At 62.7% G+C, this 16,051-nt stretch carries 18 protein-coding genes and 1 riboswitch; of the genes, 8 read left to right on the top strand and 10 right to left on the bottom strand.

Annotated elements, in window-relative coordinates; translation table 11 throughout:
- The first annotated feature begins 2 nt into the window (after nt 1-2).
- Complete coding sequence (locus AC1Q6C_RS25005) at nt 3-1,553, top strand: serine/threonine-protein kinase (protein ID WP_230358809.1); 1,551 nt, start codon at nt 3-5, stop codon at nt 1,551-1,553.
- A 13-nt stretch (nt 1,554-1,566) separates the two neighbouring features.
- Here AC1Q6C_RS25005 and AC1Q6C_RS25010 read toward each other — a convergent pair whose 3' ends face one another.
- Both AC1Q6C_RS25010 and AC1Q6C_RS25015 read right to left on the bottom strand, forming a co-directional pair.
- Complete coding sequence (locus AC1Q6C_RS25010; RefSeq protein ID WP_230358810.1) at nt 1,567-2,865, bottom strand: deoxyguanosinetriphosphate triphosphohydrolase; 1,299 nt, start codon at nt 2,863-2,865, stop codon at nt 1,567-1,569.
- 5 nt (nt 2,866-2,870) lie between these two features.
- Complete coding sequence (locus AC1Q6C_RS25015; protein WP_459561750.1) at nt 2,871-3,560, bottom strand: YdcF family protein; 690 nt, start codon at nt 3,558-3,560, stop codon at nt 2,871-2,873.
- A 69-nt stretch (nt 3,561-3,629) separates the two neighbouring features.
- On the opposite strand from AC1Q6C_RS25015, the gene AC1Q6C_RS25020 reads away from it, so the two are divergent.
- Together AC1Q6C_RS25020 and AC1Q6C_RS25025 are read left to right on the top strand one after the other, a co-directional pair.
- Nucleotides 3,630-5,696 carry a TPM domain-containing protein gene (locus tag AC1Q6C_RS25020; protein WP_065456300.1) on the top strand — a complete coding sequence of 689 codons (2,067 nt, stop codon included), beginning with the start codon at nt 3,630-3,632 and terminating at the stop codon, nt 5,694-5,696.
- Between the two features lie 99 nt (nt 5,697-5,795).
- On the top strand, nt 5,796-6,533 hold the full coding sequence (locus AC1Q6C_RS25025; protein ID WP_003944487.1) for a polyprenol monophosphomannose synthase: 738 nt from the start codon (nt 5,796-5,798) through the stop codon (nt 6,531-6,533).
- On the opposite strand, the gene AC1Q6C_RS25030 is transcribed toward AC1Q6C_RS25025, so the two are convergent.
- Nucleotides 6,508-7,314 carry a helix-turn-helix domain-containing protein gene (locus AC1Q6C_RS25030; RefSeq protein WP_054827649.1) on the bottom strand — a complete coding sequence of 269 codons (807 nt, stop codon included), beginning with the start codon at nt 7,312-7,314 and terminating at the stop codon, nt 6,508-6,510. The genes AC1Q6C_RS25025 and AC1Q6C_RS25030 overlap by 26 nt on opposite strands.
- A gap of 138 nt (nt 7,315-7,452) precedes the next feature.
- Between AC1Q6C_RS25030 and AC1Q6C_RS25035 the strand changes: the two genes are divergently transcribed.
- Entirely contained in the window at nt 7,453-7,818 is a 366-nt protein-coding gene (locus AC1Q6C_RS25035; protein ID WP_230358811.1) for a nuclear transport factor 2 family protein, read from the top strand.
- A 48-nt stretch (nt 7,819-7,866) separates the two neighbouring features.
- Entirely contained in the window at nt 7,867-8,358 is a 492-nt protein-coding gene (locus AC1Q6C_RS25040; protein WP_058227198.1) for a MepB family protein, read from the top strand.
- Here AC1Q6C_RS25040 and AC1Q6C_RS25045 read toward each other — a convergent pair.
- Both AC1Q6C_RS25045 and AC1Q6C_RS25050 read right to left on the bottom strand, forming a co-directional pair.
- A complete protein-coding gene (locus AC1Q6C_RS25045) occupies nt 8,333-8,914 on the bottom strand; it encodes a dihydrofolate reductase family protein (protein WP_230358812.1) in 582 nt (193 codons plus the stop codon). The genes AC1Q6C_RS25040 and AC1Q6C_RS25045 overlap by 26 nt on opposite strands.
- Before the next feature lie 94 nt (nt 8,915-9,008).
- Entirely contained in the window at nt 9,009-10,400 is a 1,392-nt protein-coding gene (locus AC1Q6C_RS25050; RefSeq protein ID WP_003944491.1) for a glycine--tRNA ligase, read from the bottom strand.
- 198 nt (nt 10,401-10,598) lie between these two features.
- On the opposite strand from AC1Q6C_RS25050, the gene AC1Q6C_RS25055 reads away from it, so the two are divergent.
- Nucleotides 10,599-10,982: an ArsR/SmtB family transcription factor gene (locus AC1Q6C_RS25055; RefSeq protein WP_412770904.1), complete on the top strand. Its 384-nt coding sequence runs from the start codon at nt 10,599-10,601 to the stop codon at nt 10,980-10,982.
- 11 nt (nt 10,983-10,993) lie between these two features.
- Entirely contained in the window at nt 10,994-11,425 is a 432-nt protein-coding gene (locus tag AC1Q6C_RS25060) for a Fur family transcriptional regulator (RefSeq protein ID WP_003944514.1), read from the top strand.
- Between the two features lie 5 nt (nt 11,426-11,430).
- Here the strand turns inward: AC1Q6C_RS25060 and AC1Q6C_RS25065 are convergent, their stop codons facing one another.
- The 3 genes from AC1Q6C_RS25065 to recO are packed head-to-tail and all read right to left on the bottom strand — an operon-like array spanning nt 11,431 to nt 13,440.
- On the bottom strand, nt 11,431-11,853 hold the full coding sequence (locus AC1Q6C_RS25065; RefSeq protein WP_019749000.1) for a YbjN domain-containing protein: 423 nt from the start codon (nt 11,851-11,853) through the stop codon (nt 11,431-11,433).
- On the bottom strand, nt 11,850-12,668 hold the full coding sequence (locus AC1Q6C_RS25070; RefSeq protein ID WP_003944543.1) for an isoprenyl transferase: 819 nt from the start codon (nt 12,666-12,668) through the stop codon (nt 11,850-11,852). The genes AC1Q6C_RS25065 and AC1Q6C_RS25070 overlap by 4 nt, the downstream gene beginning before the upstream one ends.
- Entirely contained in the window at nt 12,625-13,440 is an 816-nt protein-coding gene (gene recO, locus AC1Q6C_RS25075) for a DNA repair protein RecO (protein WP_029255636.1), read from the bottom strand. Before recO ends, AC1Q6C_RS25070 begins: the two co-directional genes overlap by 44 nt.
- Before the next feature lie 96 nt (nt 13,441-13,536).
- Between recO and AC1Q6C_RS25080 the strand changes: the two genes are divergently transcribed.
- Nucleotides 13,537-14,286 carry a TetR/AcrR family transcriptional regulator gene (locus AC1Q6C_RS25080; RefSeq protein ID WP_003944575.1) on the top strand — a complete coding sequence of 250 codons (750 nt, stop codon included), beginning with the start codon at nt 13,537-13,539 and terminating at the stop codon, nt 14,284-14,286.
- On the opposite strand, the gene AC1Q6C_RS25085 is transcribed toward AC1Q6C_RS25080, so the two are convergent.
- Together AC1Q6C_RS25085 and AC1Q6C_RS25090 are read right to left on the bottom strand one after the other, a co-directional pair.
- Complete coding sequence (locus AC1Q6C_RS25085) at nt 14,283-15,272, bottom strand: AurF N-oxygenase family protein (RefSeq protein ID WP_003944493.1); 990 nt, start codon at nt 15,270-15,272, stop codon at nt 14,283-14,285. The genes AC1Q6C_RS25080 and AC1Q6C_RS25085 overlap by 4 nt on opposite strands.
- A 103-nt stretch (nt 15,273-15,375) precedes the next feature.
- Entirely contained in the window at nt 15,376-15,816 is a 441-nt protein-coding gene (locus AC1Q6C_RS25090; RefSeq protein ID WP_003944516.1) for a DoxX family protein, read from the bottom strand.
- A 138-nt stretch (nt 15,817-15,954) separates the two neighbouring features.
- A riboswitch (TPP riboswitch) is annotated at nt 15,955-16,048 on the top strand.
- Nucleotides 16,049-16,051: the final 3 nt, after the last annotated feature.

Raw genomic sequence — 16,051 nt, forward strand, 5'->3', positions numbered from 1 at the left:
CGATGGGACCGACGATGACTGAAAACGCCTCGAGCTCGCACGAAGGGCGATCAGGAACCCGATTCGGCGTGTACGAGTTGCGTAGCCTCCTCGGCCGAGGCGGAATGGGTGAAGTGTACGAGGCGTACGACACCTCGAAGGATCGCCTGGTCGCTCTCAAGTTGCTCCATCGAGAGCTTGCGGCCGACCCGTCATTCCAAGCTCGTTTCCGCCGAGAATCTCGCACCACCGCCGCCCTGAACGAACCGCACGTGATCCCTGTGCACGACTGGGGCGAGATCGACGGAGTTCTCTTCATCGACATGCGATTGGTCGAAGGTCATACGTTGCGAGCCGAGTTGACCGAATTCGGCCGACTCACGCCTGTACGAGCCGTCGACATCGTCTCGCAAATCGCGTCGGCGTTGGACGCCGCCCATGCCCGCGGGCTCATCCATCGTGACGTCAAACCAGACAACATCATTCTCACGAACAACGGCTTCGCCTACCTCGTCGACTTCGGAATCGCATACTCACAGACGGACACGAAGATCACCACCGAGGGAAGCGCAGTCGGTTCGTATGCATACATGGCGCCGGAGCGGTTCGGAATCGAAACGCCGACGGCCGCAGCGGATGTCTATTCCCTGGCTTGTGTCCTCTACCAATCACTCACCGGAACAACACCTTTCAACACCACAAGCATCGAGCATCTGGTCAATTCGCACCTGAACGCTCCGCCGCCACGCCCCACACTGGCGGTTCCGTCGCTCCCGCAAGGCCTTGACGCCATCGTGGCTCGCGGCATGGCAAAGGATCCCGCACACCGCTATCCGACTACGGGAGCGCTCGCACTCCAAGCGCGGCAGGCCCTCTCGACGACCCACACCCCCGGTGCCGCCGGCGGATTGCAACCCACGATCGTCGGGCAGCCCACCTACACCACGGCGAATCCCGCTCACGGGAACTACACGCACATCGTGACAAAGACCAAGCGAAACCGAGCACCGATCGCGATCGGTGCGGCTGGAATTGCACTCGTTCTGGCCGCAGGAGGCACGGCGGCCTGGGTGACGCTGGGGAATTCGGGTCCCGAATCACCAACCGCTGTAGCAGCTTCCACCGCCACGTCGGCACCGGCACCCATTCAGGATCCAGTCAGAACGCCGAAGCTCGAGCCGCTACCCGCCGCCGGACTGCAGGCGACCACGACCACCCGGGCGTCGAACCCGTCCGCGAGAAATGGCGACCTCGGGGTGAGCAAGCCGATCACCGTCCCCTCATGCAAAGGAACCGGAATCGTGGTGTTGGCCAATGCCACCGATCCAGCAACGTACGCCAGCGAGATCCAGAACTACCTCGACGCGTTCCCCGGCTCGAAATACCTACGCACAGACCAGTCCTGCCCGTCACTGCGTCAAGTCTCCGATTCGGGGACGGCGATCTACACGGTGTATCGCGAATCCGGGAACACCGAGTCGAAGATCTGCAAGGACGTTCGCGCAGCAGGCGGCGACGCTTACGGCAAGTGGCTCGATACCACTACCGACCCGTCGACGCGGATGACCTGCTGAAGGCGTAAGCGGCTCAGCCCCAGCTGGCCTGCGCGCCCAGGCTCGCTTTGTCCACCCGTTCCAGCCGACTCTCCGTGTACGACGCGATCTGATCCACGACTACCCGGACCCGAGCACCGTCGTCTGCGGCGCGTTCCCACGCGGGCAGCAGGATCGGATCGAGCCCGGCCGGCGCAGTTGCCAGCAGCCATTCCGCGACGCGATGAACACGATCACGCTGCCGATCCTGACGCGCTTTGTGTCCGACGTCGGACATCACGTAGTACAGCGCCACGGTCTTGAGCAACGCCACCTCGGATGCGACGGCCTCGGGTATGTCGAGGTCGGCTTGATAGCGCGAGAGGGGTCGGTCACCGTGTGTCAGCCGGGTGCTGGCGATCGCCGCGGTGGCGAAGCGTCCCACCAATTCACTCGTCAGATTCTTCAATGCGACGGAACTCCCTAGCGTTCCGTCGAAACTTCCGACCCCGCGTACGACGGGGAGTTCGGACAGCCGTTGGGCGGCTTCGATCAGATCGTCGACTACCAATCCGCGAAACTCGGAGGCCCCGAGTTCTGCCAGTGCGCGCTGCTCGGACGGATCGGCAAGCGAGCGAAGGTCGATGCGGCCTGCGATCACCCCGTCCTCCACGTCGTGCACGGAATAGGCGATGTCATCGGCCCAGTCCATGACCTGAGCTTCCAGGCATTGCCGTCGCTCGGGCGCTCCCTCGCGAACCCAGGCGAGCACCTCTGCGTCGTCGTCGTATGCCCCGAACTTCGCGCCGGGCTCAGGGCGGGTCCAGGGATACTTGATGGCTGCGTCGAGTGACGCCCTGGTGAGATTGAGGCCTGCGCTCAGACCGTCGGGGCGCAGGATCTTGGGTTCGAGGCTGGTCAAGATCCGCAGATTCTGCGCATTGCCCTCGAAACCTCCGCAGTCCTTGGCGACTTCGTCGAGGGCCTTCTCGCCGTTGTGACCGTACGGTGGGTGCCCGATGTCGTGCGCGAGACCGGCGAGGTCCACCAGGTCCGGATCGCAACCGAGTCCGTCGGCAATCCCTCGCCCGATCTGTGCGACCTCCATCGAGTGTGTCAACCGCGTACGAGGCGTGTCACCGTCGCGCGGGCCGACAACCTGGGTCTTGTCGGCCAGCCGCCGCAAAGCCGCGGAGTGTTGGACGCGGGCCCGATCTCGCGAGAAGTCCGAACGATGCTGCGCCGCTGCGATCTGCGAACCCGGCAACCCCGCTCGCTTCGGCGCCTCGACGACACGACGTTCGAGGTCGTGTTCGGAGTAGGTGCCGCCTCCGTAGGTGGTGTGAGCTGTCATGGTCTCTATTGCCCTGCCGTGTAGGGGAAGTCTGCCGAGAAGTGCGTGAGCTGATACCAGAGCAGCGCGCCGGTTTCGCGAGCGATTCCGTGCAACTGGGATTCGCGGGTGAAGACAGCCGGGCCCTGACGAGTAGGTGCGGTCCACGCCTGGAGTCCTGTGTCGCGGGCCATCGTCCGCGTTCGCAAGGAGTGCCACGGGTCACTGACCAGGACAGCGGAATTGATTCCCTGCGAGGACATCTCGGCGCTCACCGCGTCGATACTGAGCAGTGTGTCCGAACCGGTCTCCACCGCGGTGATCGCACTCGAAGGAATTCCGCGATCGGTCAGATACATCTTTCCCGACGCCGCTTCGGTGTACTCGTCACCTTCTTGTTTGCCGCCGACAGTGATGATCTGCGGCGCCACTCCGCGCTTGTACAGCTTGTACGCCTGCTCGAGTCGGGCCTCGAAGACGGACGACGGAGTGCCGGAATACTGAGCCGCGCCCAGAACGATTATCGCGTCGGCCGGCCGCGTGTCGTCGATGCGCGCCACCTGCCACACCCGGAACGCAGTACCCCCGACCAGAACCACGGCCATCAACACCGCACCGGCGATCAGTCGGCGCGTCCAGCGAGCCAATCCTGCCCCGAAGCCGCCCGCCCGTGAGGGTGATGGGTCGTGGGGGCGGTTACCGAAAGCAGGTTTCACTCCCGCAATTCTGCCAGTTCGCGGCGATCACCTCCGATGCCGACGCGCCACAACGGATAGATTTGCGTCATGGCCCTCGCACCACACTTCGCGCAGTTGTCCTCGGTAGAGCAGAGTCGGACAACCACCCGACCCGTTCGGCGTCGGGGAAGCGCCGCCGCCGTCGCTGCGATTTTCGCTCTGCTGGCGCTCGTCTTCAGTCCTGCGCTCGCCTCGGCGGACGCACCGATGGTGTTGCCGAATCACATCACCGACACCTCCGGGGTCCTCGATTCCGGGCAACGCAGCGACATACAAGCCGCGATCGATCAACTCGGCGAGGACCACCAGATCGATCTGTGGGTCGCGTTCGTCCCCGATTTCAACAACCTGGGTGGCCAGGCGTGGGCACAGCAGACAGCCACGAAGTCGACGCTGAGCACGAAGTCCGTCCTGCTTGCAGTTGCCACGGCAGAGCGCGCTTACTACCTCGACGTCCCGGCCGAGCTGCGCAACATCACGGATTCCGACATCGAATCGATCAATACCGACGCGGTGGAACCGGCTCTCGCCGAGGATGATTGGACCGGCGCGGCGATTGCCGCGGCCGGCGCACTCGGCGACGCGAACAACACGAGCGGCGGAATGGGAGTCGGAACACTCCTCATCGCGGGCGGCGCTGTGGTGGTCGGGACGGGCGGCGTGGTCCTGTACTCACGCAAGCGCAAGAACGACAAGAACAAGGCAAGCGTCGAAGCCGCGAAGAACATCTCCCCCGACGACATCGCCAGCCTCAATGCACTCCCGCTGCCGACGCTCGACGAACGCGCGAAGGAGATCCTCGTCGAGACGGACAACGCGATCGCCGGCAGCCAGGAGGAACTCGACCTGGCCCGCAGCGAGTTCGGAGATTCCGCCGTCGCACCCTTCTCGGCAGCATTCGACAAGGCCAAGGCCACCCTCGCCGAAGCCTTCGCGATCAGGCAGCGACTCGACGACGCCATCCCCGAAACTCCCGATCAACGCCGCCAGATGCTGATCGACATCATTTCCTCGTGCGGTCGAGCCGACCAAGAACTCGAAGCTCGCGTCGAGGAGTTCGACGGGCTTCGCGACCTTCTCATCAACGCCCCTGCCCGTCTCGATGCGTTGACGCAGAGTGTTGTTTCTCTCAGCGTGCGCTTGCCCGAATCCGAGGCGATTCTGACCAAATTGAAGGATCAATTCCCCGCGCCGACGCTGGCATCGGTCGTGAACAACGTCACGATGGCGAGTGAGCGCCTGACGCTCGCCGAGAAGTCGATCGAGGAAGGACGAGACGCGACGGCACTGCCGGCCGGTAAGCAAGGCGCTGCCGTCACTGCGATTCGCACGGCCGAAGCCGCCCTCGATCAGGCACGCAAGCTACTCGACGGCGTCGATCACGCCGCCGACGACATCCGAAACGCCATCGCGACACTTCCGTCCGCGATGGACGACGTCCAGCAGGGCATCACCGCTGCGGACGCTTACCTGGCGCAAGGCGGGCAGAAGTTGGCGGACGCGAAGGCCGCAGCCCAGGCAGCGTTGGCGAATGCTCAGACGTCGAAGGACAGCGATCCGCTGACAGCCTTCAACCAGATCGTCGCAGCCGACGCCCAACTCGACGCGCTTCTTGCCGACGCTCAGGAGCAGAAGCAGCAGCTCGAACGTGCACAGCAGCGCCTCGCCCAGGACATTCTGGCCGCACAGGCTCAGGTGACCGCTGCAGGCGACTTCCTCGGAACCAGGCGCGGCGCGATCGGGGCGGAGGCGCGCACTCGCTACGCCGAGGCTCAGCGGCACCTGCAGGCGGCCCAGCAATTGCAGGCCTCGGATCCGTCGAAGGCACTGCAACACGCCCAGGCCGCGACCACCTTGGCGACGCACTCACTTCGCGCCGCGCAGAACGACGTCAACACCTGGGAAGCAAACCAACGACCCCGCGGTGGCGGCGGCGATGCGACGGGAGCGATCCTCGGCGGCATCCTGATCAACAGCATTCTGCGAGGTGGCGGAGGGCCCCGCTCGTACGGCGGACCGAGCAGCAGCGGACGCTCCGGTCGCGGTGGCGGCGGCGGTGGTTTCGGCGGCGGGGGCGGCGGCCGAACCAGTCGAGGCGGCGGCGGCCGGTTCTGACGGATCCCGTCGAGGTAGTAAAATCCCTACTTTGTTCACGACCGCACTCGTCGTACGCTTCATCCGGCAAGTCGGGATCACAGATCATACGAAGGTGTTATGGAAAGCGTCGCCCCGCAGATAACCGTCGTTGTACCTACATACAACGAGCGTGAGAACCTGCCAAAGCTCGTCGATCGCCTCGCCGCGTTGAAGATCCCGAACCTGCACGTCCTCGTGGTGGATGACAACTCCCCCGACGGAACGGGCGAGGTTGCGGACAAGTTGGGTATCGACGGTCCCATCCCGGTCGGAGTGCTTCACCGCACGGTCAAGGACGGACTCGGCCGTGCTTACGTCGCGGGCATGAGCCGGGCTCTGGCAGAGAACGCAGACATCGTCATTCAGATGGACGCAGATCTCTCGCACCCGTCCGAAGCGATCCCCGCCATGATCGAGATCCTCACCACTACCGACGCGGCAGTCGTTCTCGGCTCCCGCTACGTCGAAGGCGGCGCAGTCGCCGGCGACTGGCCGTGGCACCGCAAGGCCTTGTCCGCCTGGGCGAACTTCTACGTCAACGCTATTCTGCGACTGCACGTCAAGGATGCGACCGCCGGCTTCAAGGCGTGGCATGCAAAGACCTTGCGCGACATCGACGTCGAATCGGTGCAGAGCAACGGCTACGCGTTCCAGGTCGAGATGAACTACCGAGTTGTTCAGCGCGGCATGAAGATCGCCGAAACGCCCATCCGCTTCGAGGAGCGCACCGAAGGCGTCTCCAAGATGAGTCTCTCGGTTCAGTTGGAGTCTGCACTGGTGCCGTGGAAGCTCAAGTTCGGCAAGAAGTCCCTGTGACCTCGGCGGCCGATCGAAAGTAGTCGGCCGTCTGCGTGTCCGACGGGTAGAACGATTCGATCGCAATCTCTGCGAGCGTGACGTCGCGCGGCGTACCGAACACGGTGGTGGTGCTGAACATCGCCAGTTCGGTATCGCCGACGCGTACACGCAACGGAACCAGCAGGGAATTCGCGCGGTCGTCGTGCCAGTCTCCGCCGCTCGGATAGGCGCGCAGCTCGTCGAGCAACGACGACAGCTGCGCATCCGCACTGACCTCCACTTCCCGAGCCAGCCTTGTGAGCAGGTGGGCCCGCCACTGCGCGAGGTTCACGATCCGCGGCGCCATGCCCTCGGGATGCAAGCTCAGACGCAATACGTTCACCGGTGGTTCCAGGAGGAAATCAGCGGCGCCCGCGGTCAAAATTCCCACGGCCTGGTTCCCGGCGACCATCTCCCACTGCTGATCGACCACCACGGCCGGATACGGGTCATGCGCGTCGATGATGCGATCGATGGCCTCACTCACCGCTGACATCGGCGCTTCTGCCAACGACTTCTGCGAGTACTCCGGCGCGTGGCCACTTGCCAGCAGAAGCGTGTTCTGTTGTCGTAGAGGAACATCCAGACATTCGGACAGGTGAAGAATCATGTCCCGGCTCGGCTTGGAGCGGCCGGTTTCGATGAAGCTCAGATGCCTGGTCGACACTCCTGCCGCCGCCGAGAGTCCCAACTGAGTGAGCCTTCGCCGCTCCCGCCACCGCTTGAGTTCGGAGCCCACGTCCATCGTCTCGAAGGTCATTCTTTCAAGTTAGCGACCCGAGGTAGCCGAGGCCATGACCTCAGAGGTAATCGACCCGACGCAGTTTCGGAGGAACAGTGGTCTCAGCCGGCGAGGCCGCCGGACATTCACCACCGGAAACTGATCAAGGGAGCGACCATGAGCGACTTCGACGCAATCGCCGACGCCTACATCGACATGTGGAACGAAACCGATACCACCGCCCGTAAAGCACGGGTCGAGCAATTGTTCGCACCCGGCGGTCGCTACACCGATCCGCTCGCGGACGTCACCGGATACGATCAGATCGGCGCGATGATCAACGCTGTGCAGCAACAATTTCCGGGCATGCACTTCACCCTCGTCGGACCTGTGGACGCGCATCACCGACAGGCCCGATTCGGTTGGGCTCTCGGCCCGTCGGGGGCCGAGTCACTGATCGACGGATTCGACGTACTCGAACGCGACGACGACGGCCGGGTGACGCTTGTCCTCGGGTTTCTCGACAAGGTGCCTTCGGCCTGAATCGGGACTACCACCGACAGCGTTCGTCACGAAGGTTGTCGGTGGTTCGTGGCATCATCGGTGCCGATGAACGCCGACGGATTTACCTGGTCCACACCGATTCCCGAGTCCGAGGGTGCTGAGTACGACGCTCACACGCTGACCGTCAACGGCCTTCCCACCGTCTATCGAACCGCCAAGACGACGCCGACCAAGCTCGGTCAGTTCGTCACACTGTGGCGCCGATCCGAGGCCGGGCCCATCCGCCCATTCGACGCCAGCGACCGCGTGATGCTGTTCGTGGTGAAGGTATACGACGAAGAGCATTCGGGGCACTTCGTCTTTCCCGTCGAAACCCTCGTCGAACACGACATCGTCTCGACGAACTTCTCCGGCGGTAAGCGCGCTGTCCGGGTCTATGCGCCCTGGGTTACGCCGACCAGCGCGCAAGCAGTCAGAACTCAGCGCTGGCAGATTCGGCATTTCGGCGAGTTCCCTGATGTACTCAGCTCGACTGTGTTCAGCTCAACTGCGTTCAGCTCAACTGATACGTCGCGATGATGACGCCTGTTGTCGTGGGGACGCTGTCGGTGAGGGTGAACTGAGCGAGCGCAGCTCCGTCGGGGAACAATCTGCGCCCGGTTCCGAGAACCAGCGGATGTATCAGCAGAGTGCAGGTGTCGACGAGACGTCGCTCGGCCAAGGACGTGATCAAGTCGCCGCTGCCCAGAATCACCAGATCCGGGCCCTCACTTTCCTTGAGCGTGGCGACCGCTTCGGCGGCATCACCTTTCAACAAGGTCGAGTTCTTCCACGGCAGCGGTTCACCCAAAGTCCTTGACGCTACGTACTTCTGCGTGTTGTCGAGCACCTCGGTAAACGGATTGTCGGTCTGAAACGGCCAGTACGAGGCGAAGTTTTCGTAAGTTCTGCGACCGAACAGCAACGCCGATTTCTTCGCCATCCCCTCCCCCATCTTCTGCGCCATGACGGAATCGTTGAAGGGTGCTGCCCACCCACCGTGCTCGAATCCGCCACGACGGTCCTCGTCCGGCCCACCGGGCGCCTGCATGACACCGTCGAGAGTCACGCTGTTGGTCACGCTGAGTTTTCTCATAACTTCGATCCTGCGCCTGAAGGACCATCGGGGAAAGAGAAAACGGGCGGTCCTTCTCGATTGAGAAGGACCGCCCGTCAGCTTCGAACGAGAATCAGGAGCCGATCAGCCGTGCGGCCAGGTAGCTTTCCACCTGATCGAGGGCGACGCGTTCCTGCGCCATGGAGTCACGCTCACGCACCGTCACAGCCTGGTCTTCGAGAGTGTCGAAGTCGACCGTGATGCAGAACGGTGTGCCGATCTCGTCCTGGCGACGGTAACGACGACCGATGGCGCCGGCGTCGTCGAACTCGACGTTCCAATTCTGACGCAGCTGCGCTGCAAGATCTTTGGCCTTCGGCGTCAGGTCCGCGTTACGCGAGAGCGGCAGAACGGCAGCCTTGACGGGAGCGAGTCGGCGATCCAGGCGGAGCACTGTGCGCTTGTCGACGCCGCCCTTGGAGTTGGGCGCCTCGTCCTCGGTGTAGGCGTCGACCAGGAAGGCCATCAGCGAACGCGTGAGACCGGCCGCCGGCTCGATGACGTACGGCGTGTACCGCTCGCCCGTCGTCTGGTCGTAGTAGTTCAGCTCGGTGCCCGAATGCTTGGAGTGCGTCGAGAGATCGAAGTCGGTACGGTTCGCGATGCCCTCGAGCTCGCCCCATTCGCTGCCCTGGAAGTGGAAGCGGTACTCGATGTCGGTCGTGCCCTTCGAGTAGTGCGAAAGCTTTTCCGGCGCATGCTCGTACAGACGCAGGTTGTCCTTGTTGATACCGAGGCCGGTGTACCAGTCAAGGCGGTAGTCGATCCAGTACTGATGCCACTGCTCGTCCTCGCCCGGCTTGACGAAGAATTCCATCTCCATCTGCTCGAACTCGCGGGTGCGGAAGATGAAGTTGCCCGGGGTGATCTCGTTACGGAAGCTCTTGCCGATCTGACCGATGCCGAACGGCGGCTTCTTACGCGAGGTGGTCAGCACGTTGGCGAAGTTCACGAAGATGCCCTGTGCGGTCTCGGGGCGCAGGTAGTGCATGCCCTCTTCGCTCTCGACGGGGCCGAGGTACGTCTTGAGCATCATGTTGAAGTCGCGCGGCTCGGTCCACTGGCCGACGGTGCCGCAATCGGGGCAACCGATGACATCCATCGAGACGTCGTCCGGGTTGTCGAGCTTCTTCTTCTCCGCGTACGCCTCCTGCAGGTGATCCTGACGGTGACGCTTGTGACAGTTGAGGCACTCGACGAGCGGGTCGTTGAAGACACCGACGTGACCGGACGCGACCCACACCTCGCGGGGCAGAATCACCGACGAGTCGAGGCCGACAACGTCCTCGCGGCTGGTGACCATGTTGCGCCACCACTGGCGCTTGATGTTCTCCTTGAGCTCGACACCCAATGGGCCGTAGTCCCATGCGGACTTGGTACCGCCGTAGATCTCACCGCACGGGTAGACCAGGCCTCGCCGCTTGGCGAGATTGACAACGGCTTCGATCTTGGACTTGGGTGCCACTCGATTGCTCTCCATCTGGGTAATAGATGCATGATTTTCGTGCGCTTTTCGCACCATCAGCCTATCTGGCGGCTGCCACGCACTTCCGTCCAAGGTTGACATGCATACTTGTGCATATCAAAATGAAAGTGATTTGCAATAATGTGGTGAGATGGCTATGCCCGGACATCATGATCTACCCCTCGAAGGAGCCTCGCTGTGAGCATTGCGGATACCGGCGATCTCCACCAAAGCCATGATCATTCCGACCTCGGACACACGCACGACCCGTTCGAAGCCGCACCGCCCGCGCCCGTGCCGCCCAAGGAAACCCTGGCGGCAGCCGGCGAAATTCTGCGGGCGCTCGCTGCACCCGTTCGGATCGCGATCGTGCTTCAGTTGCACGAGTCGGAGCGTTGCGTTCACGAACTCGTCGGAGCTCTCGGTGTCACTCAGCCACTCATCAGCCAGCATCTGCGCGTACTCAAAGCAGCGGGCGTCGTCCGCGGCGAACGCAACGGACGAGAAGTTCTCTATCGACTCGTCGACGATCACCTTGCACACATCGTCGTCGACGCTGTCGCCCACGCCGAAGAAGGATGAGATTCCACCGCATGAACACCCCGGGCAGTACGACCTCGAAACGTGGACCGGCCACAGTCGGCGTTCGTTCCACGAAACAGCGCAGCGCCATCTCCGCCTTGCTCGACGACATCGACGAATTCAAGTCGGCACAGGAATTGCACGACGAACTGCGCAAGCGAGGTGAAGGCATCGGCCTGACCACCGTCTACCGCACGCTGCAGGCACTCTCCGACGCCGGAACCATCGACGTCCTACGCACCGACACAGGTGAGTCCGTCTACCGACGCTGCTCCTCCGGGCACCACCATCACCTGGTGTGCCGCAACTGCGGATTCACCGTCGAGGTCGAGGGCCCGACAGTCGAGCAGTGGTCACAGACCATCGCCGAGGACAACGGTTTCACCGAAGTGAGTCACACCGTCGAGATCTTCGGCACCTGCCGCGACTGCGCCGCCGCCTGAGAGCGTCAGGGAATCAAACCCTGCCGGGCGGTATCGGCACCGGTGAGCGCCAGTAGCAACATCGTGGTCAGTGCCTCGTCGTCCAGTCCGGCGGCAGGGAACGTGTAACGCAGGATGACGTCCGCCAGACTGCCGTGGCCGAACACCGCGATGGAGCCGAATTGGATGGTGCGATTTCGCTCGGCCACCTTGCGATGCAGTGCCGCGCTGACCGGTCGGTCCCATGCGAGAACGCACGTCATGGACAGCACGTCCAGACCCTCGGACAGATTCATCGCCTGGATGGAACACAGCGCGCCGGAGTACTGGAAACCCAGTGATCCGTCGGCAGCCACATCGACCGTCACGAAATGCGCCAGCGAGGCGGCCGCGCGTTCTTGTAGGCGGGCTGCTTCGTCGGTGGTGTCGGTCATGTTCTCCCCTGTCATTTGACGCCACCGAATCTACGGTCACGTGAGGCGTACTCGACGCAGGCGGCCCAAAGGTCGCGGCGGTCGAAATCGGGAAACAGCTTCTCCTGGTACACCATTTCGGCGTAGGCGGATTGCCAGATCAAGAAATTGGACGTCCGCTGTTCCCCCGACGGACGCAGGAAGAGATCGACGTCGGGCATGTCGGGTTCGTCGAGGTACTTGGCAACCGTCGCCTCGGTGATCTTGTCCGGATTGATCTCACCGGCCGCGACACGCTTCGCGATTTCCTTTACCGCATCGGCAATTTCGGCCCGGCCGCCGTAGTTCACACACATGGTCAAGTTCATGACGGTGTTGTTCTTGGTCAGTTCTTCGGCGATCTCGAGTTCCTTGATCACGCTGGCCCACAGGCGTGGCTTACGACCGGCCCAGCGAACACGCACACCCATTTCGTTCATCTCGTCGCGTCGACGGCGGATGACATCACGGTTGAAGCCCATCAGGAATCGAACCTCGTCGGGACTGCGCTTCCAGTTCTCGGTGGAGAAGGCGTAAGCGGAGAGCCACTCGACACCCATCTCGATGCACCCGCAGACGGTGTCCATCAGGACAGCTTCGCCGCGTTCGTGCCCAGCGGTTCGGGGCAGACCGCGCTCCTGCGCCCATCGTCCGTTGCCGTCCATCACCAAAGCGACGTGGCGCGGGATCAGTTCGGTCTGCAGGATCGGCGGGGTCGCCCCGGACGGATGTGGGTCCGGTGGTCGGATCACCCGGTCAGCAGCAGAATCAAGCGGAGTTCGCGGTTCGCGTCGTCGAATCACGTGTTCCATCCTGCCTCACGGGCAAGTCGACCTCGACGGCTGCATGCGGCCTCGAACGCTCGATCAGCGGCAACGTCCGCAATTGGCGCTCGAGATGCCACTGCAGGTGTGCCGCGACCAGTCCGCTGGCTTGCGTCCGCAGCGTCGCGGGCGCCGAATCGGTACCCTCCCACTCCCCTCGGAGCAGGGCTTCCATCAAGTCGAGCACTCCGGGCGACGGCGTCGCAGCACCCGCCGGGCGGCAATAGGTACACACGGCTCCGCCTGCGGCGACATGAAAGGCCCGGTGCGGTCCAGGAGCACTGCAGCGGGCGCACTCTTCGAGGGCAGGCGCCCAACCCGCATAGCCCATGGCTCTCAACAAGAACGCGTCGAGCACGAACTCGACCGGTCGTGCCTGCTCGGCGATCGCACGCAGTGCTCCCACCGTCAATCGCTGAAGCTGCGGGGCCGGCGCGCGTTCCTCGCCGGCCAACCGCTCGGCAGTTTCGAGTACGGCGCAGGCCGTGGTGTACCGGCTGTAGTCGTCGACGATGTCGGTGGCGAATGCGTCGACCGTCTGCACCTGAGTGATGATGTCGAGATTCTTGCCCGGAAGTAGTTGCACGTCGATGTGAGCAAACGGTTCGAGTCTGGCACCGAATTTGGAGGTGGTTCGGCGGACACCTTTGGCCACGGCACGTACCAACCCGAACTGACGGGTGAGCAACGTGACGATGTGGTCGGCTTCGCCCAGTTTGTGCAGGCGCAGCACCACCGCCGTGTCTCGATACAACCTCACTCGACCAGTGTCCCACGTTGTACCGACGACCGATCCCGATGCCGCGCCCGATGACAAGTCGGAAACACGGCAGGTCCGTCCGGATAGACTGGCGCGATGCCGAGCGACGCAATTGTGCAACCTGTCACTGCAGAGTTGACCGGTCGCGAAGCGCGGTGGGAGCGACACAACTCCGAGCGTCAGAAACGGATACTCACCTCGGCGGTCGAACTGATCGAAGAGCGTGCGGCAGGTGCCGAGGTGTCCGTCCAGCAGATCGCCGATCGTGCCGGCCTCGCCAAGTCGGTGGTGTACCGCCAATTCAGCGGCCGAGACGACCTCGATCGACGAGTGCGAGCGTTCGTGCTCGGCCAATTTGCGGCGGCCCTGGATGCTTCGATGAGCATTTCGGTAGGCACTCTCGACCAGATCCTGACCCGAACCATCAGCGCCGTCGCCGAGTGGATCACCGAGCATCCGCGGATTCACGAGTTCATGGGTACCGGCCCCACCGACTACGACGACGAGAGCATCGACGCGATCAGCAGTCTGAAGGCCACAATCGCCGACTCCGCCCGCACCACTATCACCGAAGTCGGTCGATCCGTGGGGATCGACTCCTCACCCTTCGATTCACTACCGTTCGCAGTGGTGACAATGGTCGAGGGCACGCTCACCCACTGGGTCCGAAGCACCGATCCGAAACCGAGCCGCGAAGAGATCGTCGCCGACCTCGCGAAATACACCTGGTACATGTTCGACGGCGTTGCCCGCTCGAGCGGACTACAGATCGATCCCCATGTCGAATTGTCCACGCTCATAGCCGAGCTGGTGTCCTCCGACGGAGGAACTTCGCGGCCGGACTAGATCCGGGTCTTGTCGGAACGCTTCGGCTCGCCGCGGTAGCGGGCGTAGTCGCCGTCGATGCGCAGCTTTCGCCACGCACGCTTCGACACCGGATTCATCAATCCGAGTTCGTCTGCCAGGGCTCGCATTTCGCCGAAGTAGTTACCCAGGATGCGGCGTGAATGCGGGCTCCCCCAGAAGGCGCTCTTCATCACCTCGTCCGGGATTCCGAATTCTTCGGCGAATTCCTTTGGCGGTGACATGATTTCACCCGCAAGCCAACGCATCGCGCCGGGGAAGGCGACCGATGTGATGGCTCGACTCGTACGACTGAGTCTGGGGACGTGATTGCGCAGGAACTCGTGAGCAAACGAGATGTGTCTCGCTTCTTCGGCGATGTGGATCTCCATGGTGCGGAGCATCGCCGGCGGCGTGTCCTTACCCTCACGGATGAGATCCTTCTGGAAGTGGTCGATCGGTTCTTCACCAGCCAGAATGCCGATGAAGAAGATGACCGGGAACTTTGCTCCCAGCACTCCGATGATCGGCGACAGTCGCCGGAACATCGGACGCATACCCGGCACGTCGATGTCCATGCGATTGACGAGTTCCTGGAACATCTGGATATGATTGCACTCTTCGGTCATCTCGTGCAGGCAGTACCGGAACTCAGGCGACTGGTTGGGTAGCGCCATGATGTATTGCAGCATTCCCCGGATCAAGATGCTCTCGAAGGCCGAACCCACCTTGGTCACGTTCGCCTGACGCCACATTCCCATGGCGATTCGACGCTCCAACGACTGATCCTGGTACCACTGCGTCGCCCCGAGGGGGTCCGACACGGACGAGAGCACCCATCTCGGATCATGCGGATCGATCGCGAACTCTGGTGAATCCCAGTCGATGTCGAGATAGGGATCGAAACTGCGGGCAACTGAGCCCTCGGACAAAGTCTGCAGTACCTGGTGGTACGGCTTTTCCACTTCGATCGACGCTGACCGAGCCATCGGTGTCTCCTCACGGCCAGTCCGTCGATTGCAGTCGACGGACTTGAATGAGGTCAAACATAATGGGACACCGCGTCCCACGCAACCCCCTCGGGGGCCTATTTCAGGCCCGACGCAGCGGGATGATCTCGCGAACCTTCTCGTCCCGGAGATACAGTCCCGCCCACATGACGATTCCGGTGTAGACGGCAAACAGGGTCGTGCTCAGCAGAGGCTGTTCAGCTCGAAGGTTGGTCAACACCGCTCCCCCCAGGTAACCGGTGAGCAGAATCGCGCCGAGTATCGACGTTCGCGGAATCACGTACAGCGCAAGGCAGATCAGTTGCACCACCCCAGCCGTCAATGCCAGCGAGTCCGGCAACCCAAGTTCAGCCGACGCATCCTTGACTGTCTGAAGGTTGAGAATGTGGATGATGCCGTCGAAGAGCATGAAAACGACGAACAGCCCACTCAGGACGTATCCGAGCTTGCGAGCCGTGGCCGAAGGTGTCGTCGTCGTGGCGTTACCGGAAACAGTTTCGTTGTGGACGGGCTGGGTGGTCATCGGAATCTCCTGGGGCGAAGGCGAGCGGCCGGTTGCCACTTCGCTTGCAATTACGACTCCCGAGCGATCGAAAACTCATCGCGCCGGCCGTTACAACGCACCCGGCGTTCAGGACGATTCACCGCTCGTGGTCTGATGGTCGGTGACACGGGGTGCCGAAAAAGTCGGCTGAGATCAGACCCGATGAACCTGACCAGTTAGCACTGGCGGAGGGATGTCGACATGACCGAACAGC

It is taken from the genome of Rhodococcus sp. MT28, from assembly GCF_058792695.1.